The sequence below is a fragment of the Paraburkholderia acidipaludis NBRC 101816 genome (assembly GCF_000684975.1).
Lineage (GTDB): Bacteria > Pseudomonadota > Gammaproteobacteria > Burkholderiales > Burkholderiaceae > Paraburkholderia > Paraburkholderia acidipaludis.
Genome location: NZ_BAXZ01000018.1, coordinates 69,702 through 95,195 on the forward strand (window position 1 = coordinate 69,702; position 25,494 = coordinate 95,195).

Here is a 25,494-nt window from a genome sequence, read left to right on the forward strand (position 1 = left end):
AACGTGCACGCCGTCACCCCCGCGCTCGAGGGTTTTTTCACACGATGTCGGGCCCTTCAGGCAGTGACACCCGTCGCACAGGAAGCGCTCTGCAGTGCCGCTTTACTCAACCCAGTGCATGGGGCTGGAGGCGGGCTGCGACCGGAAGGACCGGAGCGCGGTTTGGGCAGGCCGCGTTTCACTGCCGGGTCACTGAAGTAAAAATGACCGCAGCGCGAACACGCCTGGGATGGAGGTCGAAAGAAAGTCCGGTTACGGGACTCGCTATGTACGACTTACTTTACCGAGGCCGGAGTATGCCCTCCAACCATGAAAAAAAAAAGAAATTCATCTGAAAAATAAACGGGGCCGAGCCCTATGAGGAAAGTTCTACGCGCGAAGCATGGCGCGCTATGAACGAACGCGCGGGGACGGTCCCCGATGCTGGGGACAGCGATGAAAGCGGGGGCGTTTCAGCCCGTGCAAAACGGGCGTCTCTGGAATCGCTGCGGAACAGGCAGGGTCAAGCTCGAAGCGCGTTTTTCTTGCGTGTTTGTTGCGCGTCGTGAGCTTGCGGCGATGGTGTTGCGTGCTTTGCCGCGCGTTTTGCCGCGGGCTTGCGGCGCGATGCCTCCGCCCTGCTCTGGAAAGCAGCCGCACGGGCCTCGCCGAGCGCGATCAGGGCGCTCGTGAGTTGCTCCATGTGCAGGGTCATCGACCGGTTATCGCCCGACTGCAGGGAAACGAAGGCGCCGTCGAATCCAAGCATTCCGAAGTAAGCGAGATCTTCCGCGACTGCGTTCGCAACGTCCTCCCCTGCCGCGCTGAACGCGTTGCGGATCATCTCCCGCATGTACGCGCGCCCTTCGTTGCGCACCTCGATAACCGTCTGCATGGCCTCGGGTTCGGCGGACTCATTGCTCATGACCATGACGAGCAGCAGGCGCAGGAAATTCTCGCGGTGTTCGAATACCTCGCCGGTCTTTTTCAGGTACCAGCCCAAACGTTCGCGCGGAGTGCCGTCTGCCGGCGGATTCCGGTGAGCTTCCCGCATGGCCGCGAAAAAGCCGCGCGCGCCGCCGGCCATCACCTCCGCGAGCAGCCCGGCCTTGGAGCCGAAATGATGGTAGATCGCGCTCTTGGGAATGCCGGTGGCCTCCACCAGCGCAGACATCGAAGTCCCGGCGTAGCCGTAGGCCGACATCACGCGGGAGGCCGCGTCGAGGATTTCCTGGCGCGACCGCTGGCCGCGCCGATTGCCGATTTGCTGTTCTTTTTCCATTCCGTGAGTATAAGCCCGACTGTATTGGACCAATCGGTACATTACACGTTTCCCCTAGGTGGCCAGTTTTGGACCTATCGGTACACTTCCGAACTGTGGACTCGGGCCGCGACAAACCGGGGGCGAAATCCCGGGCCGCCGGTCATCGGAATCGCAAATCAGGAGAAGAGTATGCAAAGCGTGTCAACGCTGGGATATATGGTCCTGGGCGTCACTGACCTGGCGGCATGGGAAGGGTTTGCCGTCGACGTGCTGGGTCTCCAGGCCGGAACGCGCGTGCCCGGCGAGTCGCTCGGCCTGCGCATGGACGACTACGAGCAGCGCATCCTGCTGCTCAGGAGCGATCTCGACGATTTTCTCGCCGCCGGCTGGGAGTTCGAATCCGACGCGCAACTCAAGGCCTTCGTGGATCAGGCGCGCGGCCGGGGCGTCGATATCGCCGAGGCGGATTCGAAAGTCGCCGAACAGCGCCGCGTGGCACGCGTTTTCGTCTGCCACGACCCCGATGGCATTCGCCACGAGTTTTACAGCACCGCCTACCGGGCGCACACCCGCAACACGTTTCGTTCCGCGGTGCTGCGCGGGGCATTCAGCACGGGGCGCCTGGGCGCCGGGCACTTCGTTACGGTGCCCAAACAGAGCGCCGAGGCCAAGGCGTTCTGCGAGCGCGTGCTGGGCCTGAAGCTCAGCGACACCATCAGCGGCGACGCGGCGCCGGGCCTCAAGCTCGACGTGACCTTCTTCCATGCCCGTGCCGGCCGCCATCATTCCCTGGCGGTCGCCGACGTGCCGTTCCCGGTCCCCAAACGCATTCATCACATCATGGTCGAGTGCACCGACCCCAACGACGTCGGCCTCGCCTACGACCGCTGCAAACAGGCGGGCGTGCCCATTCTGATGGAGCTGGGCCACCACCCCAACGACCAGATGTTCTCCTTCTACATGATCTCGCCCTCCGGCTTCGCGATCGAATTCGGCGCCGGCGGCATCGTCGTCGACGACGACACCTGGGAGGTCAAGCGCTACACCGAGCTCAGCGACTGGGGCCACCAGCTGAATCCGCCTCCGGGCGAGCCGGCTGCGCAAGCGCATTGAACCGCGCGATCGCGCCCATCCCGCCGACCACACACCCGCCACCCGTCACAGGAGCGACAGCATGACCCTGACCGAATCCGGCACCAGCAGGTTCGTAACGATCGACGAACCCGGCCTCGAGCATTTCACCGTCCATTTCAACGATGCCGGCAGCGGCCCGGCGGTCGCCATGCTGCACGGCGGCGGCCCCGGCGCCAGCGGCTGGAGCAACTACTACCGGAACATCGACGCGCTGGTGAACGCCGGATTCCGCGTGCTGCTGCTCGACAGCCCGGGCTTCAACAAATCGGGCGAGATCGTCACCGACGTGCCGCGCAATCTGCTGAACGCCCGCGCCGCCAAGGGCGTGCTGGACGCCCTCGGCATCGAAAAAGCCCATCTGGTCGGCAATTCGATGGGCGGCGCCTCTGCCTTGAGCTTTGCGCTGGAATTCCCCGACCGCATGGACCGCATGGTGCTCATGGGGCCGGGAGCGCAAGGCCCGAGCATCCTCCAGCCGCAGCCTGGCGAGGGGATCAAGCGCATGTTCAAGCTGTATGCGCAACCGACCTACGAGAACTTCGAGGCCATGCTCGAAGTGTTCGTCTACGACCCGCAAGCCATTACCGAGGAGCTGCGTCAGGGACGGTGGAACAACATCGAATCGAACCTGAATCACCTGAAGAATTTCGTCGAGAGTTCGAAGCGTTGTCCGGTCACGACGTGGGATCTTTCGGCCCGCTTCCCGCAAATCTTCCACAAGACCTTGATTACCTGGGGACGCGACGACCGTTTCGTGCCGCTCGATCATGGCTTACGCATGATCAACACCTTGCAGGACGCCCGGCTCCATATCCTGCCGAAGTGCGGCCACTGGGCCCAGTGGGAGCATGCCGAAGAATTCAATCAGCTCGTCATCGACTTTTTGAAGGGCTGGTAAGGACGCGGCCCGCGGCCGGGGTCGAATGACCGCCCGCGGGAAATGGCAAGAACGGGTACGGTCGCAGCATGAATTACGTAGTCCAAATTGATCGGGCGCGTCGCAGGAAGCGGTAAAACATTTAGTGGAGCCTCCCATGAAAGACCCATACGATGCCGACGTCGCCATTGTCGGCTATGGTCCGAGCGGTGTCGTCGCCGCCCTCACTCTCGCGAAATACGGCATTTCCGCCGTCGTGTTCGAGCGACACCGTGACATCTACCCCCGCGCGCGCGCCGTGACCGTCAACGACTGGACGATGCGGATCTTCCAGAACCTGGGTGTCGACGAACCGGTTCTGAAATGCATCGACCCTCAGCGCGCGCTGCGCTGGATGCGCTACGACGGCACCGAAATCATGCGCATCGAGCACCCGCCGTCAACGCTGGGCATCAAGCCGCGCTTCTTCAACATTTACCAGCCGACGATGGAAGCCACATTGCGCGAATGCGCGGCCCGGCACGCGGAGATCGAGGTGCGTTTTGGCCTGGAGGTGGTCTCGCTGGAGCAGGATGAGGCCGGTGTCACGGTCACGGCCCGGGATCCCGCAACGGGCACGCAGGAAAGCACACGCGTGCGCTATGCGATCGGCTGCGACGGCGGCAGCAGCGCCACGCGCAACGCGCTCGGCGTGAAGCTCCTGGGAGATACGCTCGACGTGCTCTGGATCGTCATCGACTGCCGCGTGAAGCGCTGGTGGCCCGACCGGAATCTGCTGACCTTCTGGTCCGACAAGGAGCGGCCGGTGGTGGACATTGCGCTGTCTGGCGGCAACCACCGCTGGGAGCTGCCGCTCAAGCCAGGCGAGACCGAAGCGGACTTTGCGGCGCAGGAACAAGTGTGGCCGTTGCTCAAGGCACTGGGCGTAAACGAGGACGACGTCGAAATTCACCAGCACGCCTTCTATCGCCACCATACCCGGATGGCGGACCAGTGGCGTGTGGGACGCGTTTTCCTGGCCGGCGACGCGGCGCATCTGATGCCGCCGTGGGCGGGCGCCGGCATGCAGACCGGCATGCGCGACGCCTTCGATCTGGGCTGGAAGCTCGCGGGCGTGATCAACGGCACCTTGCCCGAGCCGTTCCTCGACACCTACGAAACGGAGCGCCGGCCCAACGCCGTGTTCTACACGCAGCTCGCCGTCGAGCTAGGCCGCATCATCAAGCAGGAACTTTCGGAAGAAGAGCAAGCGGCGCTCAATGCGCCGCCGCCGGCGGATGCCCCGGAACCGCCGTTGATCGCGCCGCCGGTGCTCGCGGCCGGCTGGCTGCGCGGCCCGGTTGCCCATGACAGCATTGTCGGCCGCATGGTGCCGCAGCCCGTGGTCGGCGACACGCGCGGAGTGATGGCGCGGCTTGACGAGCTGCTTGGCGATCGTTTCGTACTGCTGGGCGACGACGTCGATCCCGCCACGCTGCTCAGCGCTTCGGAAAAAGAAGCGTGGGACAAGCTCGGGGCCCGCTACATCGCGGTGCGTCAGCAGGACCAGCACACCCGGGGCACCGACGAACTGATCGACCTCGACGGCGTATTGCGCCCCTGGCTGCGCAAGTATGGCGCGCGCGCGGTGGCATTGCGTCCCGACCGGTTCGTCGCCGCGGCCGACGTGAGCGGCCTTTCCGTACCGGTTTGAATCGTCGCCGCGCGTGGCGGCGAACCACAATCCATCAAGGAGGAACTTGCCGATGCCGGATATCGCCGTAGTGAATGCCCTTGCCGCCCGCCTGCGCGAAGCCGAAGCCTCGCGCGCGACCATCGCCCCCGTGCGCGGCGAAATCGCCACGGACGACCTCGCCACCGCCTACGCCGTGCAGCAGGCCAACGTGGACCGGCGCGTGGCGAACGGCGAGCGCATCGTGGGCCGCAAGATCGGCCTCACCTCGCTCGCCGTGCAAACGCAGCTTGGCGTCGATCAGCCCGATTTCGGCGCGCTGTTCGCCTCGATGGCCCGCGGCGACGGCGAGCCGATCCCGCTCCCGCAACTGATCCAGCCGAAGGTGGAAGCCGAAATCGCGCTGGTGCTCGAGCGCGATCTCACGCACGAGCAGCACACCTTCGCCGATATCGTGCGCGCTACGGCCTGCGCACTGGCGGCGATAGAAATCGTCGACAGCCGCATCCGGAACTGGGACATCCGCTTCGTCGACACCGTTGCCGACAACGCCTCCAGCGCGCGCTTCGTGGTGGGCAGCCGCCCCGTGCCGCTTGCGCAGCTCGATCTGGCGGGGTGTGCAATGGAGCTCTCGCGCGACGGCGAAGTATTCTCGCGCGGCAATGGCGCCGCGTGCCTCGGCAACCCGCTGAACGCCGCCGTGTGGCTTGCCGACCGCATGGTGCAGCTCGGCACGCCGCTGCGTGCGGGCGACGTGGTGCTCACGGGCGCGCTGGGGCCCATGGTGGCCGTGAAGGCGCCCGGCGCCTATACCGCGCAGATCGAGGGCCTGGGCAGCGTGCGCGCCACTTTCTCCGCCTGAACAAGGAACGTCTATGGCTTCGGAAAAACTCAAGGCCGCCATCATCGGCTCGGGCAACATCGGCACGGACCTGATGATCAAGATCCTGCGCAACGGCGCTCACCTGGAGATGGCGGCGATGGTCGGCATCGATCCACACTCGGACGGCCTCGCGCGCGCCGTGCGCCTGGGCGTGGCGACCACGCACGAAGGCGTGGAAGGCCTCACGCGCCTGCCCGTATTCGGCGAAATCGACTTCGTGTTCGACGCAACCTCGGCCGGGGCGCACGTGAAGAACGATGCGCTGCTGCGCGCGCACAAGCCCGGCATCCGCGTGATCGACCTCACGCCCGCTGCGATCGGCCCGTACTGCGTGCCGGTGGTGAACCTAGACGCGCAACTCGACACGCCCAATGTCAACATGGTCACCTGCGGCGGCCAGGCCACGATCCCCATCGTCGCCGCCGTCTCGCGCGTGGCGAAGGTGCACTACGCGGAGATTGTCGCGTCGATCAGCAGCAGGTCGGCGGGACCGGGCACGCGCGCGAACATCGACGAGTTCACCGAAACGACCTCGAAGGCGATCGAGGCGGTAGGCGGCGCGGCAAAGGGCAAGGCAATCATCGTGCTGAACCCGGCCGAGCCGCCCGTCATGATGCGCGACACCGTCTACACGCTTTCGGACCCGGCGGATCGTGAGCAGATCGAAGCATCGATCGAAGAAACGGTCAGGAAAGTGAACGCCTACGTGCCGGGTTATCGCCTCAAGCAGAAGGTGCAGTTCGACGCGATCCCCGCCGGTGCCCCCTTGAATATTCCGGGCCTCGGCAAGTTCAGCGGCCTGAAGACCTCGGTGTTCCTCGAGGTGGAAGGCGCCGCCCACTATCTGCCTGCCTACGCCGGCAATCTCGACATCATGACGTCCGCCGCGCTCGCCACAGCCGAACGCATGGCGCAGACGCTGTTGAGCCCCCAGGGAGCCTGAAGCCATGAGCCGGAAACTCTACATCTCCGACGTGACGCTGCGCGACGGCAGCCACGCCATCCGCCATCAGTACTCCATCCAGAACGTGCAGGACATTGCCCGCGCGCTGGACCGGGCGAAGGTGGACAGCATCGAGGTCGCCCACGGCGACGGCCTGCAGGGCTCGAGCTTCAACTACGGGTTCGGCGCGCACAGCGACCTCGAATGGATCGAGGCGGTGGCCGACGTGGTGCGGCACGCGAAGATCGCCACGCTGCTGCTGCCGGGCATCGGCACGATCCACGACCTGAAGGCGGCGTACAACGCGGGCGCGCGCGTGGTGCGCGTAGCCACGCACTGTACGGAGGCGGATATCTCGAAGCAGCACATCGGGTACGCGCGCGAGCTGGGCATGGATACCGTGGGATTCCTGATGATGAGCCACATGACGACGCCGGAGAAGCTGGCCGTCGAGGCGAAGAAGATGGAGAGCTACGGCGCGACCTGCATCTACGTGGTGGACTCGGGCGGCGCGCTGACGATGAACGACGTGCGCGAGCGCTTTCGCGCCGTGAAAGGCGCGCTCAGGCCCGAAACGCAGACAGGCATGCATGCGCACCACAACCTCTCGCTGGGCGTGGCGAACTCGATCGTGGCGGTGGAGGAAGGGTGCGAGCGCATCGATGCTTCGCTGGCGGGCATGGGCGCCGGTGCGGGCAACGCGCCGCTGGAGGTGTTCATCGCGGCGGCGGAGCGCATGGGCTGGAACCACGGCGCCGATCTCTACACGCTGATGGACGCGGCCGACGACATCGTGCGGCCGCTGCAGGACCGGCCGGTGCGCGTGGACCGCGAAACGCTGGCGCTGGGTTATGCGGGCGTGTATTCGAGCTTCCTGCGCCACTCGGAAGTGGCCGCGAAGAAGTACGGGCTGAAGACGGTGGATATCCTCGTCGAACTGGGCCGGCGCCGCATGGTGGGCGGCCAGGAGGACATGATCGTGGACGTGGCGCTGGATATCCGCAAGGAGCAAGACAGTCGGGGAGCGGGTTCGTCGGACGCGGACACTCTCCGCACCACGACGCCGGCGAAAACCGGCGCTCCCCTGCCTGCGGCCTAGTGCGACGCGAGGACGCTGGCGATGACGCCGGTTGCCACGGCGGCCAGCACGTAGTCGCCGTTCACGCCGACCCAGTGATAGCCGCGCGGCGGAGCCGAGAGGCCATGCTCGCGCCAGTTGTCCACCTCGTAGTTGCGGTCGCGGTATTCAGCCGGGATCCGCTCGCCCTTGTGCCAGTCCTGATGCGGAATCGGACCGCCCGGGCGGTCGACCGAAGCGTCGTGTACCGGCTGGCGCGGCCCATGCGAGGGACCGCCGTCATGGTGCTGCGGCTGGGCCAGCACCGTGCCGGACGCGGCCAGCATGGAAACCATCAGAAATGAGGCGACGATTTTTGAACGCATTGTTTCCCCCTTGAAAGCAATGGAATACGACGTGGAACATCACGATGCCTGCCATATTGCCTGGCAACTGTAACAAGTATGCGACAGATTCCAGCCAAGGGGTAAATGGAACGGATTCGCGAGCGAGCTAACTACCCGCACGCACCGCCGCGTCGGCGCCTGCCTCATGCGCCTCGCGGGCATTGACCCGCGTGGCGCAAATCAGCACCGCCGCGGCAACGCCGCTTGCCGCGATCGCGTACAGCCCCGCGGCCGGCGAATGGAATGAGGCCTCCACGGCATTTTTCACATTGGGCGCGAAAAATCCGCCCAGATTTCCGATGGCGTTGATCACCGCAAATCCGCCGGCCGCCGCGGCGCCCCCCAGGTAGGCCGCCGGGAAAGTCCAGAAAATGGGCTGCACCGTCATGATGCCCATCGTCACGAAGCACAGCGCCGTGATCGCGACAACAGGCGCCGTATGGGCCGAAACGACGAGCCCGGCCGTAATGGCGAGCGCCGAAAGCGTCGCGAAGAACTTCCGGTGACCGCTACGGACGGCAAAACCCGGATAGCATGCCCCGGCCACGATCGCGCACGCCCAGGGAATCGCCGACACGAGACCCACATGCAGGCCGACCTTGACGTGCAGCAGCGCACTCACCTGCGTCGGCAGATAGAACGCCACCCCGTAGCCCGCAATCTGGATGCAGAAGTAAAGCACTGCGAAGTGCAATAGACGCGGATCCGAAAGCGCCGCCCGGAAGCTCGTTTTTCCGTGCAGAATTTTTTCTTGCTCCTCGGCGGCCAGCACCCGGCCCAGTGCCTGCGCTTCGTCGCGCGGCAGCCAGCGTGCCTCGGCCGGCCGGTCGCACAGATAGAAGAAGGACCAGACGCCGACCATGGCCGCGAGCCCCCCTTCTACGAGAAACATCAGTTGCCAGCCGTGCAGGCCGAACAGCCCGTCCCGTTCCAGCAGATAGCCCGACAGCGGGCCGCCCAGCATCAGCGCAAGCGGCGAGCCGAAGTAGAAGATGCCCATGATCTGGCCGCGCGAGCGGGCCGGAAACCAGTAGGTCAGATACAGCACGGCGCCCGGAAACAGCCCTGCCTCGGCGGCGCCGAGAAAAAAGCGGATCCACGCGAACAGCGTGTCGCTGCGTGCGCACGCCATCAGCGCGGATATCAGCCCCCATGTGACCATGATGCGCGACAGCCACTTGCGAGCCCCAACCTTGTGCAGCATCAGATTGCTCGGCACTTCGAACAATGCGTATGCGATGAAGAAGATACCCGCGCCGAACGCGAACGCGGTATCGCTCACCCCCGTCGATGCCTGGTAGGCCTGCTTCGCGAAGCCGATGTTCGCACGATCGAGATAGGACAGCAGGTACATCAGAATCAGAAACGGGACGATCCGCCGCTTCGCGCGGCGCACCGCACGCTCGACCAAAGCCGTCTCCGCCACCGCATCCGTCTGCGGGTTCGTCTGCATGGTGTCTCCTTGTCTGCTCCTGCAATGGACCACAGGACCGATCTGGCGCCGGCCTCCTTACCCGGACATCTAGCTGCGCAGGCGTCGAACCGCGGCGGCTACAAGACCTTCCCCGGATTGAGCAGCTGGTGCGGATCCAGGGCGCGCTTGAGCCGCCGCATCAGAGCCAGCTCGGCTTCGCTGCGCGTGCCGGGCAGCCAGGCCTTCTTCGTGATGCCGATGCCGTGCTCCGCCGAAATCGTGCCGCCAAAGCGCTGCACGAGCGTATAGACCGTCTCGGCAATCGCTTCCTTCGGCTGCGGGGAAACGCCCGGCACGCAGGCCACGATATGCAGGTTGCCATCGCCGATGTGGCCGTAAAAGAGGGCGACGACGCCGGGCAGGCTCTTTCGCAACGCGTCGCGGCAAGCGCCCACGTATTCGTCCATGGCAGCCACCGGCAAGCCGATGTCGAACGACTCGTGCGGCCCCAGCACCTGGGGAAATTCCGCGCAGGCGTCGCGCAGACCCCAGAACGCGTGCACGTCGGCCAACGACTGCGCAAGCGCGGCATTGGCGATCACGCCCTGCTCCATCTGCATGCCGAGCCAATGTTCGAAGCGCGGAGCGTCGAGCGCCTCGTCCATGCCCTGCGCCTCGATCAGCGCATAACAAGCGTGCTCGCCGCCCAGCGGATCGCGCACGCCGGGCACCTGTTGCGTCACCGTTCGCCAGTAGTCCGGCCACATCACTTCGAACGCGGACAACAGCGGCCCGAGGCCCCGTCTCGCCGCGCCGAGCAACGCGACGAGTTGCGCATAGCTATCGAGTGCGCACAGCGCCGCCATCGTGCAGCCGGGTTTGGGCGAGAGCCGCAGCACGGCGCGCGTGATGATGCCGAGCGTGCCCTCGCTGCCGATGAACAGGTGCTTCAGGTCGTAGCCCGCGTTGTTCTTCAGCATCTTGTTGAGGTTGGTCACGACCGTGCCGTCGGCCAGCACGGCTTCGATCCCCAGCACCATTTCGCGCGCCATGCCGTAGCGGATCACACGATTGCCGCCGGCATTGGTCGACAGGTTGCCGCCTATCGCGCACGAGCCGCGCGAGCCGAGATCGAGGGGGATGAAAAATCCGGCTTCGTCGGCGGCCTGCTGCACGACTTGCAGCGGTGTGCCCGCTTTCACGGTAAGCGTGGCGGATGCCGCATCGATCTCCTCGACGCCGACCATCCGTTCGAGCGACAAGGCCACCGCTCCTTCCACGGGGCGCGCGCCGCCGCAAAGGCCGGTCAGGCCGCCTTGCGGCACGACCGGCACGCGATGCTGCGCGCACAGGCGCATCGCCGTCGCGACGCCTTCCGTATCCGCCGGCCGCACGACCGCCACCGGCCGCAGCGGACCTAGCGTGCTCCAGTCGTGCTCGTTGCGCGCGGGAATATCGGCGCCGCTTAGCACCGCGGCGGGGCCTAACGCGTCACGCAACGCCCTGAGCAGTCCTTCGTGCTGCGCAGCGGCGAGATCCTGTGCGTGCGGCTCGTGATCCATGTCGTCCTCCGTCCGTATCCGTTTCGTTTCCGGTCAGCCCGCGGCGAGGTCGGGGCAGGCCTCGCGCAATGCCGGGGGCAGCGCCCGCAGCGCATCGGGGCCCGCCTCGACGAGCGGACGGCGCACGCGGCGCCAGCTGTCGTCGCGCTGGCGAAGAGCGAGCAGCGCCTTCAACCAGGGGGTGAACGGCTGACTGCCCACGCCGGCCAGCAAGGCAGCGACGGTTTCATCGCTATTACCGCTGTCGCCGGCGAAGCTCGCGAGGATCGCCTCCGGCACGACGTTTGCCAGCCCACAGATCGTGCCCGCCCCACCCGCCGCGCGCGTTCGCGCAATCGTGTTCTCGGCGCCCACGTACACCTTCAGCCCAGGATGCCGCTCGATCAATCCCAGGGAGTGCTCAAGATTGCCGCTGCTGTCCTTGATACCCTCGATCACCGCGCCATAGCGCTCCCGCAGCGTTTTGACGGCGCCATGATCGACGGAAATGCCCGAGACCTGGGGGATGTGATAGAGAATGATGCGCAAGCGCGGATCGTCCAGCGCCTCGACCACGGTGCCGACTGCATCGGCCACGCCGGCGCTGCTCACATCCTTGAAGAAGAACGGCGGCAACAGCAGCACGCGGCTGCAACCTCGCGCGAGCGCATGCCGCGTGAGTTCGATGGCGTCGCCCAGCGCCGCCGCGCCAGTTGCGACGATGACCTGGTGATTCGCGACGCCCGCCTCGAGCAGCGCGTCGAGCGCCGCGCGCCGCTCGTCCACCGTGAACGAAGGCCCCTCGCCCGTCGTGCCGAACAGCGTGATTCCGTGCAGCCCGCGCCGGATCAGGTCGAGCGAGTGACGCGCCAGCAACGGCACGTTGACGCGGCCCGCCGCGTCGAGCGGCGTCGCGACCGCTGCGAACACCCCTTCCCCACTACCGCCTTGCAAAGTCATGATTGCCGCTCTCCTGTCAGGTATCGCCGCGCCGGCCTGATCGCCAACCAAACACCGGCCAAACTGTGACTGACATGTTAGTGCGTTGACAATGATGCGTCAAAACGAATCAAAGCGAAACGGCACCAGGGTTTATCAGGACCGCGGCGTCAGGGCCCCGAATTACGGCCCCGAATCACATCCCTGATAGCCGCCTACAGACCGAAATCTCCCAGCGAGCGCTTGCGCGCATTCTCGATATGGGTTTCGAGCAGCGCGACCGCCGTATCGATGTCGCGGGCCTTCAGCGCGGCGATCAGTTCGAGGTGTTCGCGCATCGTCGGCAGCACGACCTCCGGGGTCAGCACGACGTGCTCGAGGCGAATCAGGCGAATACGCAGGCTGTTGACGCGGTAGATGTTCGAGATGATCTCGTTACCCATCGCGTCGATCATCCTGTCGTGCAGGCCCCAATCGATCGTTTGCGCGTCGGCGACCACACTCGCGTCGATCTTCTTCGAAGACGCGCGCTTGACGATGTCCTTGTGGGCGCGCTCGAGGCGATCCAGTTCCGCGTCGGTGGCGCTCTGCACGAAATTGACGATCGCCTCCCGCTCCAGTACGAGGCGCAGCTGGAAGGCGTTGCGGATCAGCCGCAGGTCGACGTGACACACCTGCAGCCCGCGGTTCGGCACGGTGCGCAGCAGGCCTTCCGCCTCGAGGCGCGGAACCATTTCGCGAACCGCGCCGAGCGGCATGCCGGTCAGCGACATCAACTGGCGCTGCGAGATGAACTGCCCCGGACGGATGTTGGCGTTGAGGATCTGCTGCGTGAAATTTTCGTAGGCGACGAGTCGGAGCGACTTGCCCTCCTGCTCGTCCTTGACGGTGGGAATAGAGTTCATTGCCGGTTCCGCATGCGGGTTGACTGCTGCCTGACATGTTAGCACGCACACGGGAGCGGTTTGGCCCGCTCCCCCGGCACCGCAACGCACCTCAGGCCCCGGTCTCGGTGATCGCGCTGTAGACCATCGTGCGCAATTGACGGCGCACCGGATGGGCGCTGGACGGCAGCAACTGCGTGAGGAACAGCACGATCAGGTCCTCGGCCGGATCGACCCAGAAGAAGGTGCTGGCCGCGCCGCCCCAGAAGAAGTCGCCCGCGCTGCCGGGAATCAGCGTGGCCGCGGGCGTCAGGGTGGTCGCGAAGCCGAGGCCGAAGCCCACTCCGTCGTAGGCGGCCTCGCTGAACATCGAGCGCGAGAGGCTCGGCAGATCGAGGCCGCCCGGCAGGTGGTTGGCGGTCATCAGCGCCAGCGTCTTCGGACCCAGCAGGCGCACGCCGTCCAGCTCGCCGCGCTGCAGCAGCATGCGGGCGAAGCGCATGTAGTCGGCAGCCGTCGATACGAGGCCGCCGCCGCCCGAGACGAAGCTGGGCGGCTTGAGATACGGACTGTCACGCGGATCGTCCTGCAGCATCGGCCCTTTCTGCGAGACGACCTTCGAACCGAGCGAACCGATGGCGTAGCAGGCGCAAAAGCGCGACACCTTCTCCTCCGGCACATGGAAGGCCGTGTCGACCATGCCCAGGGGGTCGAAGATTCGCTCCTTGAGAAAGGCCTCGAACGGCATTCCGCTGACCTTGCCGACGATATAGCCGAGCACGTCGGTGGAAACGGAATAGTTCCACGCTTCGCCCGGCGAGAATTCGAGCGGCAGCGTAGCCAGCTTCTCGATCATCTCCTCCAGCGTGCCGTCGAGCCCGATGTCGCCCAGCTTCAGCTTGCGATAAGCGGCGTCGATATTGGTGTTCTGATGAAAGCCGTAGGTCAGGCCCGAGGTATGGCGCAGCAGATCGACCACGAGCATCGGGCGCGCGGGCGGGCGCGTCTGGAAGCTGTCCATGAAGCCGCCGGCGTGCACGCCAAGATTTTCCCAGGCCGGAATGTACTTGCTGACGGGATCGTCCAGCGCGATCTTGCACTCCTCCAGCAGCATCATGACCGCCACGGACGTGATGGGCTTGGTCATCGAATAGATGCGGAAGATCGAATTCTCGGCCAGCGGCACCTGCCGCTCGCGGTCGGCAAGACCCTGCACGGCGTTCAGCGCGAGTGCGCCGCGCCGCCACACCTGGGTGATGGCGCCTGCCAGCTTGCCGGTGGCAATATAGTTGTCGTTCATGAAGCGTTCTATCCGCTCCAGGCGTTCGCACGACATCCCCTGCTTTTCTTTGCTTCCCATCCCCATGTTCTCTCCTTTGCTGAGCGTTGCGGCTGGCTGGATCGCATCTGGCCGAGTTCCGCCACAGTATCGGCGATTCGAGGACTTTCAGCAAAGACGCACGGCCATGGCGAGCGCGATCACGCGGCGTGCGCGTGCCAGCGCCGGCTTGGTCGGCCGCCAGTTGGCCCACGCCGTCACGCCGGGCCCTGAGCCGTGAATCAGCAGCACCGGAGCACCCGTTCCCGGGTCGTGGTAATTCGCCTCGTCAAAGGCCGGGAGCGATCGCCGTTTTCACGTCACCAGTGCGTCGTGCCGGTGGCCTCTCCGGGCATGGCCTGCTCGCCCGGCGCAGGGGGCAGGCAGTCTCTCCGATACAGCACGCGCAGGCGCTGCTCGGCCGTTTGAATATCGTCCGGATAGTTGTAGTCGTCGCCGATGGCCGGGACATAGCCCACGGACTCCAGTTCGCGCAGTTCATTCTGCAGCTCGCGATGCGTGACCGGGTGATCGGTCTTCACGAAGGGGTAATCGTTGCACTGCTCAGGCGTGAGTCTCGCTCCGGCCAAAGCCGGCAACGAGAAAATGCTCAGCAAAACTAACCAGGTGCCGCGGGATAGCGTGTTCATGACGAATGCCTCCGTCCAGGGCGTCGAACATTGCCAGCGTACTTCGCCGCGCCCAGGAAAGCATGCGTATCGAGGTTAAACCTTCTTCATCATGGCGCGCCGGCGGCAGCCCTGGCCGCGCGAATGGGCACCAGCGGGCGCCGGCGCCCGGCCGTGCTGCTTCGCAGCAAGCTAAACTTCTCTTCATAATTCCGCAATGGAACGGAAGGTAATCGTCAGCTATCGTGGCAGGCATGAATCCGCGGTTCCCACGAAGGAGCATCATGAAGACCCTCATCCGATTCTGTCTCGCCGCGAGCCTGGCATTCGCCACGGCGGCACACGCCCAGACGGCGACGCAAAGCACCCAGCCCGCCAATACCGCTCCGGCAAGCACGGCCGCGAACGGCGCCGCGATGCCCGCCTACGGTCAGCCGGCACATGAAAAGACGCGCGCCGAGGTCTATCAGGAACTGGTCAGGGCCGAGCAGGATGGACAGCTCAAGTATCTGAACTCGACGCTCTATGCCCATCACTGACGGCTCCCACGCAACGACGCCAATCTGATACCTTCACGCCTTGCCGCCGCGATACGACAAACCGGTGGACAAACCGGTGCGCACGCAACTTTCCTCGCGCACCGGAATCGCCGGCAGTCTCCCCGGCGCCTCGTGTCAAGCCCGGCCCAATCATAAAAAGCTGTAAGCATCCCGCCTTTCGGCTGCAACACGCCGGCCTCACCATCTCGCCTTCCGCCTCGAGTTTTAACGACGTGGGGGCGCTCGTCCGCCTGCTCCCCGGCTTCGGCTCCCGCCACACTCCTTAACTTCGTAAGACAGACATCACGGCCGATTAATTCCTTGTCTCTACGATTGCGGCGTCTCTCAACCAGATCGTCAATCGAAAACAAGGACACCTACGGATGACACAGCATCAGACGCGGTTCCGCAGAAAGCCGCTGGCACAACTTATTCTGGCCTCGCTCTGTACCACGGGCGCACCGCTTGCCTTCGCGCAGTCGAGCGGCGATCTCGGCTCCGTGCAAAGCACCGCTTCGTCGGGATCGGCGATAAGCGACACGGGCAACCCGAACAATCCGCAATCGGCTCCCGCCCAGGCGCCGACCCAGGGCTCGCTCACGGCTTCCGAGCCGAAGTCGATCATCAACAAGAACTACATCGAGAACAGCACGCCGCCCACGGCCAACTACAGCGACATCATCCAGATCGCGCCGAGCGTGTCGGGCATCACGCCGAACGGCCCCGGCCTCATGGAAACGCAAAGCCTGACGATCCGCGGCTTCCAGGATGGTCAGTACAACGTGACGTTCGACGGCATTCCGTTCGGCGACACCAACGACTTCACGCACCACTCCACGTCGTTCTTCAACTCGCAGAACATCGGCAGCATCGCCGTGGATCGCGGTCCGGGCGACGCTTCGCAGATCGGCTTCGCAACGTTCGGCGGCACGGTGGCCATCGACTCGATCGAGCCCTCGCAAACGCCGGCCTTCACCGTGCTCGGCTCCTACGGCAGCTGGAACACGTGGCTCGCGGGCGGTCAGATCAACACGGGCGACCTGCAGCAGTGGGGCGACGCGCGCGCGGTGGTGGGCTATGACCACTCGGACAGCGACGGCTATCTGACCGATGTCGGGCAGCGGCGCGACAACTTCTACTTCAAGCTCGACAAGCCGATCGGCAACGACACGCTGCTGACGTTCTACGCCGACTACAACCGCATCTACCAGAACACCTCGCTCGGCGCGACGGCCGCGCAGATCGCCCAATACGGCCCGAACTTCGGCCTGAACGGCAATCCGGCGAGCCAGGCGTTCTACGGCTACAACTTCGACCGCATCAACACCGACTTCGAATACATCGGCCTGCAAACGGTGCTGGGAAGCTGGAAGCTCGACAACAAGGTCTACACCTACGGCTATTACCACGACGGCTTCAACGGCCTCGACCCCAACGGCGAGACGCCGAACGGCACCACGTTCGGTACGGACAACGTGCCGGGCACGCAGATGGCCAACAACTATCGCGCATGGGGCGACGTCCTGAACGCGCAACGGGATCTGGGTCCGGGCAAGCTGACGCTGGGCGGGTGGCTCGCGTACCAGACGAACTACCGCGACAACATGAACGTGGACGACACGCTGAACTTCGCGCTGGAGCAGCTGAACTTCACGATGCACGACACGATGCTCACGTTCCAGCCGTACATCCAGTACGCGTGGAAGCTGCCGTACGGGCTCACGCTCACGCCGGGTGTCAAGTACGTCTCGTTCGAGCGCAGTATCGATTCGCCGCAAAACCAGAGCACGGGCGACCCCGTCGACTTCAGCCACACGTGGAGCAAGGTTCTGCCCTCGGTCACGCTGCATGAGGACTTCAACAAGAACTGGAGCGCTTACGTGCAGTACGCCCAGGGCTTCCTCGCGCCGAACCTGAACGTCTTCTACGTGCCGAATCCCTCGCTGTCCGGCCAGCCGGCTCCCGAGCAGACCGACAACTACCAGATCGGCACGACGTACAAGACGGACCGCCTGACGGTTGCGGCCGACGTCTACTACATCAACTTCCGCAACGCCGTGACGAGCACCACGGTGGGCGGCGAGACGTACTTCTCGAACGCGGGCGGCGCCGTCTACAAGGGCGTCGAAACCGAGGCGACGTATTACGTCGGCTACGGCGTGAGCCTCTACGGCAACCTCACGTTCAACTCCGCCAAGCAGAAGAGCACCGGCGCCTGGATGCCGAATGCGCCGCAGCAGACCGCCGCGTTCGGCGCGATCTACGACCGCGGTCCGCTGCACGCCTCGCTGATCTCGAAGTTCATCGGCCACCAGTACGGCGATACGGGCGACACGCAGCCGATCGGCGGCTTCCTCGTCACGAACCTGGCCGGCGCGTACACGATCAAGTCGCCGACCACGTGGATGCGCAACACGCGCATCGGCCTCGAGATCGACAACCTCTTCAACCGGACGAGCATAGACGGCCTCGCGGGCTACACCGCCGCGGACAACACGCCGCTCTACTGGACGATCCCCGGCCGCTCGGTCATCGCGACCGTCTCGACCGACTTTTAACCTCTGACTGGAGTTTCATGCCATGACTGCCGACACCCTGATGCATCTCGCGAGCGATTCGGGCGGCGTACTGTACGTCATCGCGGCCATGCTGTTCGTCGCGCTGACCGTCATCGTCGAGCGCACCTGGTTCCTGCACCGCATCGCCGCGAGCGGCACTGCGGCGCTCGACCAGCTCGACCGCCTCGACCGCGTCGATGCCGCGGCGCTCTCGACGCTCGCGGCCCGGCATCGCGATCTGCCGGTCGGCCGGATCATGTCGCTTGCCGCGCGCATGGCGGGCGAGCGCAGCCGCGAAAAGCTCTCGGCTTCGCTCGAGGAAACCATCATGCGCGAGGCGCCGCGCATCGACCGCTTCCTGTGGGTGCTCGACACGGTCGTGACGCTCGCCCCGCTGCTTGGCCTCTTCGGCACGATCGTTGGCATGTTCCACGCCTTCCAGGTGCTCTCGAACCCCGGCAATGCGCCCACCCAGGTGACGGGCGGCGTGGCCGAGGCACTCGTTGCGACCGCATCGGGTTTGTTCGTCGCGATGATCGGCCTGCTGTTCTTCAACGGCCTGCACAACCGCGTGCGCATCGTCGTGCACCAGCTCGAAACGGTGAAGGTGTCGCTCGTCAACCGCATGTCGGGCATCGCGCACGAGCCGCTGGCCGAAGTGCAGGAGAGCCGGCGCGACGTGGCGGCGGGACTGGCCTCGCAGGGAGCATGACCATGAAGTACTTCGAAGCGCGCAAGGCCCGCATCGAGATCATCCCGATGATCGACATCATGTTCTTCCTGCTGGTGTTCTTCATCATGATCACGCTGCACATGATTCCGAACGCAGGCCTCGCCACGCGGCTGCCGTCCAGCTCCACCGCGCAGCCGCTGCCGCCGCCGAAGATCACGGTCACGCTCACCGACGACGGCACGCTCTCGGTCGACTCGCGCACGCTCACGCCGGCCCAGCTCACGGCGCTGCTCGCGCGCGAGGCCGACCCGGCGCATACGGTCGTGACGATCGCCGGCGCAAGCGGCGCGCGCCTGCAGTACCTCGTGGCCGCGATGGATGCGTGCCGCGCGGCCGGCGTGACCCAGGTCGCCCTCGCGGCCCAGCCGGCGGCGAAGTGACATGGCCACCCTCTCCACCGCATCCGTCATGTCCGAAGAGCGGCGCCTGTATACGGCGGCGGGCGTCGCGCTCGTCGTGGAGCTGGCGTTGCTCGGGCTCGGCTGGGCGATGCTCGGGCACAAGAGCGCCACGCCGCCGCCCGAGCGGCCGCCCACCCTGCTTTCGTTGACGAGCGCGCCGGCACCGCATCCCGCGGCGCCGACGCCAGCACCGCCGACGCCCAAGCCGCCCCCGCCGGTGCCGCAGCCGCATCGGACCGAGCCGGTTCATCGCGCCGCGCATGCGGCGCCGCCCCGGCCCGTCACCGAACCGCCGCGGCCCACGCCGGCGCCGTCCGCGGCTCCGCTGCCCGCACCCTCCCCGGCAACGGCACCGACCGACGCGGCGCCGCCGCCCGCGCCCGCCCCGGCGCCTGCACCCACGCCCGCGCCGGCCGGACCGAGCCCGGATTTCGCCAGCAAGGTGCGCGCGGCGATCCAGGCCGCGCTGCACTACCCGGAGTCGGCTCGCATGGCCGGTATTTCGGGGCGCACGCGCGTCGCGTTCCAGTATCGCGACGGGGCCGTTTCGGGCGAGACCGTGGTCGTGTCCAGCGGCGTCGCGCTGCTCGACCGCGCGGCGCTCGCCGCCGTGCGCGATGCGGACTATCCCAGGCCGGAACCTGCGTTTGCAGGCAAAACCCTTACCGAACAACTATGGGTCAACTTCAATCTAGACGATCACGAATGAAACTGATTCTGCCCGCACTTTCCGCTTGCTTCGCTTTCCTTATTAATGGCGCGGCGACTGCCGCCACGCTGCCTGCCGACGCGCCTGTGCACCACGTCCTGCTGGTGAGCGTCGACGGGCTCCACGCGGACGACCTCGCCCGCTACGTTTCGGCTCACCCCAATAGCACGCTCGCGCAGCTCGCGGCGCAGGGCATCGACTACACGAACGCCCAGGCAGTCGTGCCGGCCGACTCGTTTCCCGGCCTGCTCGCGCTCGTGACGGGCGGCACGCCCGCGGCAACCGGCGTGTATTACGACGACTCGTACGACCGCGCCCTCGCCCCCCCCGGCAGCGACTGCAGCCGCACGGGCACGCGCGTGCGCTACGACGAATCGCTCGACAAAGACGACGGCCACGGCCACGACGAAATCGACGCCGCGAAGCTGCCGCTCGACCCGCGGCATGGCTGCACGCCCGTCTACCCGCATGCCTACCTGCGCGTGAACACCGTATTCGAGGCCGTGCGCGACGCGGGCGGCTACACCGCATGGATCGACAAGCACCCGACCTACGAACTCGTCGAAGGGCCGTCGGGCCATGGTGTCGATGACCTGTTCCTGCCGGAGATCGGTGCCAATTACGAAGGGCTCACCGACGCGAAGGCGCGCGAAATCACCGGCTCGCTCGCGAAAACCGAGGCCTACGACGACATGAAGGCCCGCGCGCTCGTCAACGAGATCGACGGCCTGACCCACGACGGGCGCGCGCAGGCGGCCGTGCCGAACGTGTTCGGCCTGAACCTTCAGGCCGTCAACGTGGCACAGAAGATCTACGGCTACCGCGACGCGGACGGCGCGCCCACGCCCGGTCTCGAAGGCGCGATCGCGCATGTCGACACCCTGCTGCGCGCGTTCGTGGCCGAGCTCGACCGCCGCCACCTGCGCGAGGACACGCTCGTGATCGTCACGGCCAAGCACGGCAACGGCCCGATCGACCGCGCCCGGCTCGACAAGATCGACGAGGCCCAGCTCGCAAAAGTGATCGACGCGGCCGCGCCGGGCGCCCTCGCGCAACTGACCACCGACCACGGCGCGCTCGTATGGCTGCGCGACCCCGCCGCGGCCCCGGCCGTCACGGCCGCGCTGCGCGCCCACGCCCAGGCGCTGGGCATCGCGGACGTGATCAGCGGCGAGAGGCTGGCGCTGCGCTTCCCGGCCCCGGCCGCCGACAGCCGCACGCCCGACATCGTCGTCGTATCGCGCAACGGTGTCATATTCACGCCACCGCACGATGGTAAGCTCGCCGAGCACGGCGGGTTCCACGGCGACGACACGCGCGTCGCGCTGCTCGTGTCGAGCCCGCGGCTCGCCGCGACGGGCACGAGCGTCACGTGGCCCGTCTCGACGACCCAGGTCGCGCCGACGATACTCTCGGCGCTCGGCCTGCCTCCGAACGCGCTGCAAGCCGTCGCGCTGGAGGGCACGTCGGTCCTGCCGGGCACGGCCTGGGCCACGACGGGTCCGCTCGCGCATGACGAAACGCTAACGCCGGCCTCCGGCCACTAAGCTGCCACTGAACTGCCGATGAACATTGCGCCCGCAAGCCGTCCCACCGTGCTGGTCGTCGAAGACGATCCCGGTGCGGGGCTGGAAGTCACCGCCGCTCTCGAAGACTACGGCTTCGAGGTGGAATGCGTGCCGACCGGCTTCCAGGGGCTGCTGCGGGCGACCAACGGCAGATTCGACGCCATCGTGCTCGATCGCATGCTGCCCGACCTCGACGGCCTCTCGATCCTCACTACGCTGCGCAACATCGGCAAAGAGACGCCCGTGCTGATCCTGAGCGCGCTCGACGCGGTGGACGAACGCGTGCGCGGCTTGCGGGCGGGCGGCGACGACTACGTCGTCAAACCTTTCGACGGGCTGGAGCTGACGGCGCGCCTGAACGCGCTGCTGCGCCGCCGCCATGCCACGCTGGCAGGCTCCCCCGATGCATCGGTACTGCAGATCGACGATCTCACGCTCGACACCGAAACGCATGTCGTGCAACGCTCAGGCGAACTTATCGATTTGAAGCCGCGCGAATACAACCTGCTCGAATTCCTGATGCGCCACGCGGGCGAAGTGGTGACGCGCGCCATGCTGCTCGAGTCGGTCTGGAATTACCACTTCGGCACGCAGACCAACGTGATCGACATGCATATCAGCAACCTGCGCCGCAAGCTCAGCTGCAACGGGCGGCTTTCGGCCATGATCGTGACGGTGCGCAATGCCGGCTACATCATCCATGCCGCGGGCTGACGCGCGTCGGCGCGCGCGCCTTTCCGGCGGCGTCGGCTGGCTGCTGGCCGTGTTCGTCGGCTCGGCCATCGCGCTCTTCGCGCTGCTTTACTGGCTCACAGCCAGCTATCTGCTGCACGAGGTCGACGAGCGGCTGCGCGGCGAATTCGCCGAATTTCACGCGATCGACCGCGCCCAAGCCATTACGACGATCACGGCGCTGAGCCGCCGCGACATCGCGACCTCGCGGCCCTATGGCCTGTTCGACGCCAGTGGCATACGCCTTGCCGGCAATATCTCGGCCCTGCCGCCGGAAAAGGACCGCAAGCCGTTCAATTACACGGAAACGATCCGCGAGGGCGACCGCACGAGAAGCGCGCACTATCGCGGCATCATCATTCCGACCACGAGCGGCCTGCGCATCGTCGTCGGCCATTCGATCGACGAAGTCCGCCGCTTCGACCGCACCCTGCTGAAAACGCTGTGCGCCGGCGTCGCGCTGACGAGTCTGCTGGCGCTTGCCTGCGGCGCGGCGCTCAACCATATTTCGAACCGCAGGATTGCGGCGATCAGCGAAACCGCCGGCGAGATCATGGCCGGCAAGCTCAACCGGCGCCTGCCGCTGCGCGGCACGACGGACGACCTCGACCGCCTTGCCGCCATCGTCAACACGATGCTCGACGAGATCGAGCGGCTCGTCGCGGAGGTTCGCGGCGTATGCGCGGGCATCGCGCACGACCTGCGCACGCCGATGACCTCGCTGCGCGCGGGGCTGGAGCGCACCCGGCGGCGCGCCGAATCCCCCGAGGCGCTCGCCCACGCCATCGACGTCGCCATCGGCCAGTCCGACGTGGTGCTCAATCGCTTCACCGCGCTGCTGCGGATCGCGGAAGTCGAGTCGGGCAGCCGCCGCGCCAGCTTCCGCACGGTGGCGCTCGACACCGTGCTGCGCGACGTGGCCGAACTCTACGAGCCGCTGGCGGAAGATCGCCGGCTCTCGCTCACGCTCGACGCCGGCGTGCCCGTGGAAGTCAACGGCGACTTCGACCTGCTGTTCGGCGCGATCGAGAACCTCGTCGACAATGCGCTCAAGTTCACCCCGGAGGGCGGCGCGGTCGAGCTGGGCGTGCGGCTCGACGGCGGCCAGCCGCTGCTCGTGGTGGCCGACACCGGCCCCGGCATCGCGCCGGCCGAGCGCGGCGCCGTGCTGCACACGTACTATCGGGCGCACAAGTTCGAGCATTCGACGCCCGGCCACGGTCTCGGCCTCAGTCTGGTCGCCGCGATTGCGCGCGTGCACGACGCCGCCATCGAAATTCTCGACAACGAGCCGGGCTGCCGGATGCAGCTGAGGTTCCCCAAACCCCTGGCCGGCTGACACGGCTCGCGCTTTTGCTGCCCATGGCCCGCGGCTAACGCGGCTGGAACGCGATCAGCGCCATGCCGGCCAGCGTGAGCCCCATGCCGGCCCAGTCCCACGCGCTGGGCCGGATCGCCTCGACGGCCCAGAGCCAGATCAGCGCCACGCAAACGTAGACGCCGCCATAGGCCGCATACGTGCGGCCGGCCGCGCTCGGGTGCAGCGTGAGCAGCCAGGCGAACAACGCGAGCGAGGCCGCGGCGGGCACGAGCCACCACGCGCTCGCGCCTTCGCGCAGCCAGCGGTACGGCAGATAGCAGCCGACGATCTCGGCCATCGCGGTCAGTACGAACAGCAGGAATGTCGTCATCGTGAAGCCATGTTGCAAGCGGGGCGCCCATGGTAACGCGACACACCTGCGCAGGCACGAAGCCGCTAACGGCGAGAGCCAACCGGCACCGCCCGAAAAATCCGCTATCGCGTTTCAGATTTTTGAACGAATATTCCGATAGTTTCAATTCGCGCTAAAGACGGATTAAATAAATCGGCTCACCGCTTCTCCTGCCGAAATAATTCCGCGCAAATAGCGCTGCCGAATTCCCAGCGCGCATTTTCAATGCTCTCTTGCCCTCGAAAATGCGTCCAGCAGCAAATAAATTGCGCACACACAATTAAGCCTCCTGAAAATTCGTCAATAATGATTTCCGCATCGGCAGTTTCCAATAAACCGATTTTCCAGAGCCGGAGGAAATCAAACATGCAGAACGCCATTCAACCAAAATCGCCGGCCAGCCGGCGCGCATGGAGCGGCTTCGTCGCCGCCGCGCTGGTCGTTGCCGCCGCAGCCTTTCAGGCGCCGTCCGCGCACGCGCAGGACAGCGGCCAGGGCAACCTGCCGCGCGTCGCCGTGCTCGCCACGGGCGGCACCATCGCCGGCCAGGCGGATACGCGTGCCGCGAATGCGTATAACGCCGGCGCCGTCGGCGCGCAGCAGCTCGTGCAGGCCGTGCCCGGCATCGAAAAACTGGCCCGCCTTTCCACCGAGCAGGTCGCCTCGATCGGCTCGCAGGACATGAACGACAAGGTGTGGTTTGCGCTCGCGCGCCGCATTCAGGAGATCTTCGACAAGAACGAGGCCGACGCCGTCGTGATCACGCACGGCACCGACACCCTCGAAGAAACCGCGTTCTTCCTCGACAACGTGCTGCATACCGACAAGCCCGTCGTGCTGGTCGGCTCCATGCGTCCGTCCACGGCAACGAGCGCGGACGGCCCGAGCAATCTGTACGAAGCCGTCGAGGTCGCGGCCAGTCCGTCCGCGCGCGGGCGCGGCGTGCTCGTGGTGCTGAACGACCAGATCCAGTCGGCGCGCTGGACCACCAAGACCAACACGACGAGCGTGCAGACCTTCGTTTCGCCCGATACGGGCCCGATCGGCTATGTCGACCCGGCAAGCGTGCGCTTCGTCGCGCCCGCCTACCAGCCGGACAGCCACAAGTACACGCTGCCTTCGGGCGACGCGCTGCCGCGCGTGGCGATCGTGTACTCGCACGCAAACATGGACGCCATGGAGATCGACAGTGCGATCGCGAACAAGGTGAAGGGCATCGTGCTCGCGGGCGTCGGCGACGGCAACACTTCGAAGGCGGCCCTCGAGGCGTTGCAGCGCGCCGCGAAGCAGGGCATTGTCGTGGTGCGTGCCTCGCGCGTGGGATCGGGCTTCGTGAACCGCAACGTCGAAGTCAATGACGACACGAGCGGCTTTGCCGTCTCGCTCGACCTCAATCCGCAGAAGGCGCGCATCCTCACGCAGATCCTGATCGCGAACGGCATCGCGCAAACGGCGCAGGTGCAGAAGGCATTCGAGGCCACCTGGTAAGCCACGGGCCAGCGGCTGCTGCAACGGAAAAAACAGGCAAAAAAAGGCGCGCCTCGCGATCAACGCGAAGGCGCGCCCGAGGAGCTCCGTCGAACCGCTCTACCGCTCAGGGA

At 66.0% G+C, this 25,494-nt stretch carries 25 protein-coding genes and 1 pseudogene; 15 read left to right on the forward strand and 11 right to left on the reverse strand.

Going from position 1 to position 25,494, the window contains the following annotated elements; all coding sequences use genetic code 11:
• Positions 1–502: 502 nt before the first annotated feature.
• Positions 503–1,261, reverse strand: coding sequence for a TetR/AcrR family transcriptional regulator (locus BAC01S_RS19945; protein WP_027796346.1), 759 nt, complete (start codon positions 1,259–1,261; stop codon positions 503–505).
• Positions 1,262–1,459: 198 nt separating this feature from the next.
• Between BAC01S_RS19945 and BAC01S_RS19950 the strand changes: the two genes are divergently transcribed.
• From BAC01S_RS19950 to dmpG, 6 genes are all read left to right on the forward strand, one after another.
• A complete protein-coding gene (locus BAC01S_RS19950; RefSeq protein ID WP_245616629.1) occupies positions 1,460–2,356 on the forward strand; it encodes a VOC family protein in 897 nt (298 codons plus the stop codon).
• A 61-nt stretch (positions 2,357–2,417) separates the two neighbouring features.
• A complete protein-coding gene (gene bphD / locus BAC01S_RS19955) occupies positions 2,418–3,275 on the forward strand; it encodes a 2-hydroxy-6-oxo-6-phenylhexa-2,4-dienoate hydrolase (protein WP_027796348.1) in 858 nt (285 codons plus the stop codon).
• 136 nt (positions 3,276–3,411) lie between these two features.
• A complete protein-coding gene (locus BAC01S_RS19960; protein WP_027796349.1) occupies positions 3,412–4,947 on the forward strand; it encodes a bifunctional 3-(3-hydroxy-phenyl)propionate/3-hydroxycinnamic acid hydroxylase in 1,536 nt (511 codons plus the stop codon).
• Between the two features lie 52 nt (positions 4,948–4,999).
• The gene (gene mhpD / locus BAC01S_RS19965; protein WP_027796350.1) at positions 5,000–5,788 is read left to right on the forward strand and encodes a 2-keto-4-pentenoate hydratase; all 789 of its coding nucleotides are present in this window, start codon (positions 5,000–5,002) and stop codon (positions 5,786–5,788) included.
• Positions 5,789–5,801: 13 nt separating this feature from the next.
• Complete coding sequence (locus BAC01S_RS19970; RefSeq protein ID WP_027796351.1) at positions 5,802–6,752, forward strand: acetaldehyde dehydrogenase (acetylating); 951 nt, start codon at positions 5,802–5,804, stop codon at positions 6,750–6,752.
• Between the two features lie 4 nt (positions 6,753–6,756).
• Positions 6,757–7,851 (forward strand): 4-hydroxy-2-oxovalerate aldolase, encoded by a 1,095-nt coding sequence (gene dmpG, locus BAC01S_RS31990; protein WP_084168698.1) that lies wholly within the window; start codon positions 6,757–6,759, stop codon positions 7,849–7,851.
• On the opposite strand, the gene BAC01S_RS19980 is transcribed toward dmpG, so the two are convergent.
• The 8 genes and pseudogenes from BAC01S_RS19980 to BAC01S_RS31995 form a co-directional block, all read right to left on the reverse strand.
• On the reverse strand, positions 7,848–8,195 hold the full coding sequence (locus BAC01S_RS19980) for an RcnB family protein (protein ID WP_027796352.1): 348 nt from the start codon (positions 8,193–8,195) through the stop codon (positions 7,848–7,850). The two genes, dmpG and BAC01S_RS19980, sit on opposite strands and share 4 nt — an antisense overlap.
• 127 nt (positions 8,196–8,322) lie before the next feature.
• Complete coding sequence (locus BAC01S_RS19985) at positions 8,323–9,669, reverse strand: MFS transporter (RefSeq protein WP_084168700.1); 1,347 nt, start codon at positions 9,667–9,669, stop codon at positions 8,323–8,325.
• Positions 9,670–9,767: 98 nt separating this feature from the next.
• Positions 9,768–11,192 (reverse strand): FAD-binding oxidoreductase, encoded by a 1,425-nt coding sequence (locus BAC01S_RS19990; RefSeq protein ID WP_027796354.1) that lies wholly within the window; start codon positions 11,190–11,192, stop codon positions 9,768–9,770.
• 33 nt (positions 11,193–11,225) lie between these two features.
• Positions 11,226–12,131 carry a dihydrodipicolinate synthase family protein gene (locus BAC01S_RS19995; RefSeq protein WP_043202962.1) on the reverse strand — a complete coding sequence of 302 codons (906 nt, stop codon included), beginning with the start codon at positions 12,129–12,131 and terminating at the stop codon, positions 11,226–11,228.
• Positions 12,132–12,325: 194 nt separating this feature from the next.
• A complete protein-coding gene (locus BAC01S_RS20000; protein WP_043202964.1) occupies positions 12,326–13,015 on the reverse strand; it encodes a GntR family transcriptional regulator in 690 nt (229 codons plus the stop codon).
• A gap of 91 nt (positions 13,016–13,106) precedes the next feature.
• Positions 13,107–14,354: a serine hydrolase domain-containing protein gene (locus BAC01S_RS20005; RefSeq protein WP_407667942.1), complete on the reverse strand. Its 1,248-nt coding sequence runs from the start codon at positions 14,352–14,354 to the stop codon at positions 13,107–13,109.
• Positions 14,355–14,456: 102 nt separating this feature from the next.
• Positions 14,457–14,594: pseudogene (locus tag BAC01S_RS34765) on the reverse strand (2-hydroxy-6-oxo-2,4-heptadienoate hydrolase); the annotation flags it as partial.
• 38 nt (positions 14,595–14,632) lie between these two features.
• Positions 14,633–14,962 (reverse strand): DUF4148 domain-containing protein, encoded by a 330-nt coding sequence (locus BAC01S_RS31995; RefSeq protein WP_043202965.1) that lies wholly within the window; start codon positions 14,960–14,962, stop codon positions 14,633–14,635.
• A gap of 263 nt (positions 14,963–15,225) precedes the next feature.
• Between BAC01S_RS31995 and BAC01S_RS20020 the strand changes: the two genes are divergently transcribed.
• The 8 genes from BAC01S_RS20020 (at position 15,226) to BAC01S_RS20055 (ending at position 23,520) form a co-directional block, all read left to right on the forward strand.
• Positions 15,226–15,480, forward strand: a complete 255-nt coding sequence (locus BAC01S_RS20020) for a DUF4148 domain-containing protein (protein ID WP_027796358.1) — start codon at positions 15,226–15,228, stop codon at positions 15,478–15,480.
• Positions 15,481–15,863: 383 nt separating this feature from the next.
• A complete protein-coding gene (locus BAC01S_RS32000) occupies positions 15,864–18,038 on the forward strand; it encodes a TonB-dependent receptor (protein ID WP_052408800.1) in 2,175 nt (724 codons plus the stop codon).
• Between the two features lie 22 nt (positions 18,039–18,060).
• Positions 18,061–18,750 (forward strand): MotA/TolQ/ExbB proton channel family protein, encoded by a 690-nt coding sequence (locus BAC01S_RS20030; RefSeq protein WP_027796359.1) that lies wholly within the window; start codon positions 18,061–18,063, stop codon positions 18,748–18,750.
• 2 nt (positions 18,751–18,752) lie between these two features.
• The gene (locus tag BAC01S_RS20035) at positions 18,753–19,151 is read left to right on the forward strand and encodes an ExbD/TolR family protein (RefSeq protein ID WP_027796360.1); all 399 of its coding nucleotides are present in this window, start codon (positions 18,753–18,755) and stop codon (positions 19,149–19,151) included.
• A 1-nt stretch (position 19,152) separates the two neighbouring features.
• Complete coding sequence (locus tag BAC01S_RS32005; protein ID WP_084168702.1) at positions 19,153–19,881, forward strand: TonB family protein; 729 nt, start codon at positions 19,153–19,155, stop codon at positions 19,879–19,881.
• Entirely contained in the window at positions 19,878–21,428 is a 1,551-nt protein-coding gene (locus tag BAC01S_RS32010; RefSeq protein ID WP_043202969.1) for an alkaline phosphatase family protein, read from the forward strand. Before BAC01S_RS32005 ends, BAC01S_RS32010 begins: the two co-directional genes overlap by 4 nt.
• Before the next feature lie 18 nt (positions 21,429–21,446).
• The gene (locus BAC01S_RS20050) at positions 21,447–22,163 is read left to right on the forward strand and encodes a response regulator transcription factor (protein ID WP_027796361.1); all 717 of its coding nucleotides are present in this window, start codon (positions 21,447–21,449) and stop codon (positions 22,161–22,163) included.
• A complete protein-coding gene (locus tag BAC01S_RS20055) occupies positions 22,150–23,520 on the forward strand; it encodes a sensor histidine kinase (protein WP_027796362.1) in 1,371 nt (456 codons plus the stop codon). The genes BAC01S_RS20050 and BAC01S_RS20055 overlap by 14 nt, the downstream gene beginning before the upstream one ends.
• A 34-nt stretch (positions 23,521–23,554) precedes the next feature.
• Here BAC01S_RS20055 and BAC01S_RS20060 read toward each other — a convergent pair whose 3' ends face one another.
• Together BAC01S_RS20060 and BAC01S_RS20065 are read right to left on the reverse strand one after the other, a co-directional pair.
• A complete protein-coding gene (locus BAC01S_RS20060) occupies positions 23,555–23,872 on the reverse strand; it encodes a YnfA family protein (RefSeq protein WP_027796363.1) in 318 nt (105 codons plus the stop codon).
• A 179-nt stretch (positions 23,873–24,051) separates the two neighbouring features.
• Positions 24,052–24,261, reverse strand: coding sequence for a hypothetical protein (locus tag BAC01S_RS20065; protein ID WP_027796364.1), 210 nt, complete (start codon positions 24,259–24,261; stop codon positions 24,052–24,054).
• Here BAC01S_RS20065 and BAC01S_RS20070 point away from each other — a divergent pair.
• Positions 24,260–25,381 (forward strand): asparaginase, encoded by a 1,122-nt coding sequence (locus tag BAC01S_RS20070; protein WP_027796365.1) that lies wholly within the window; start codon positions 24,260–24,262, stop codon positions 25,379–25,381. The two genes, BAC01S_RS20065 and BAC01S_RS20070, sit on opposite strands and share 2 nt — an antisense overlap.
• Positions 25,382–25,494: the final 113 nt, after the last annotated feature.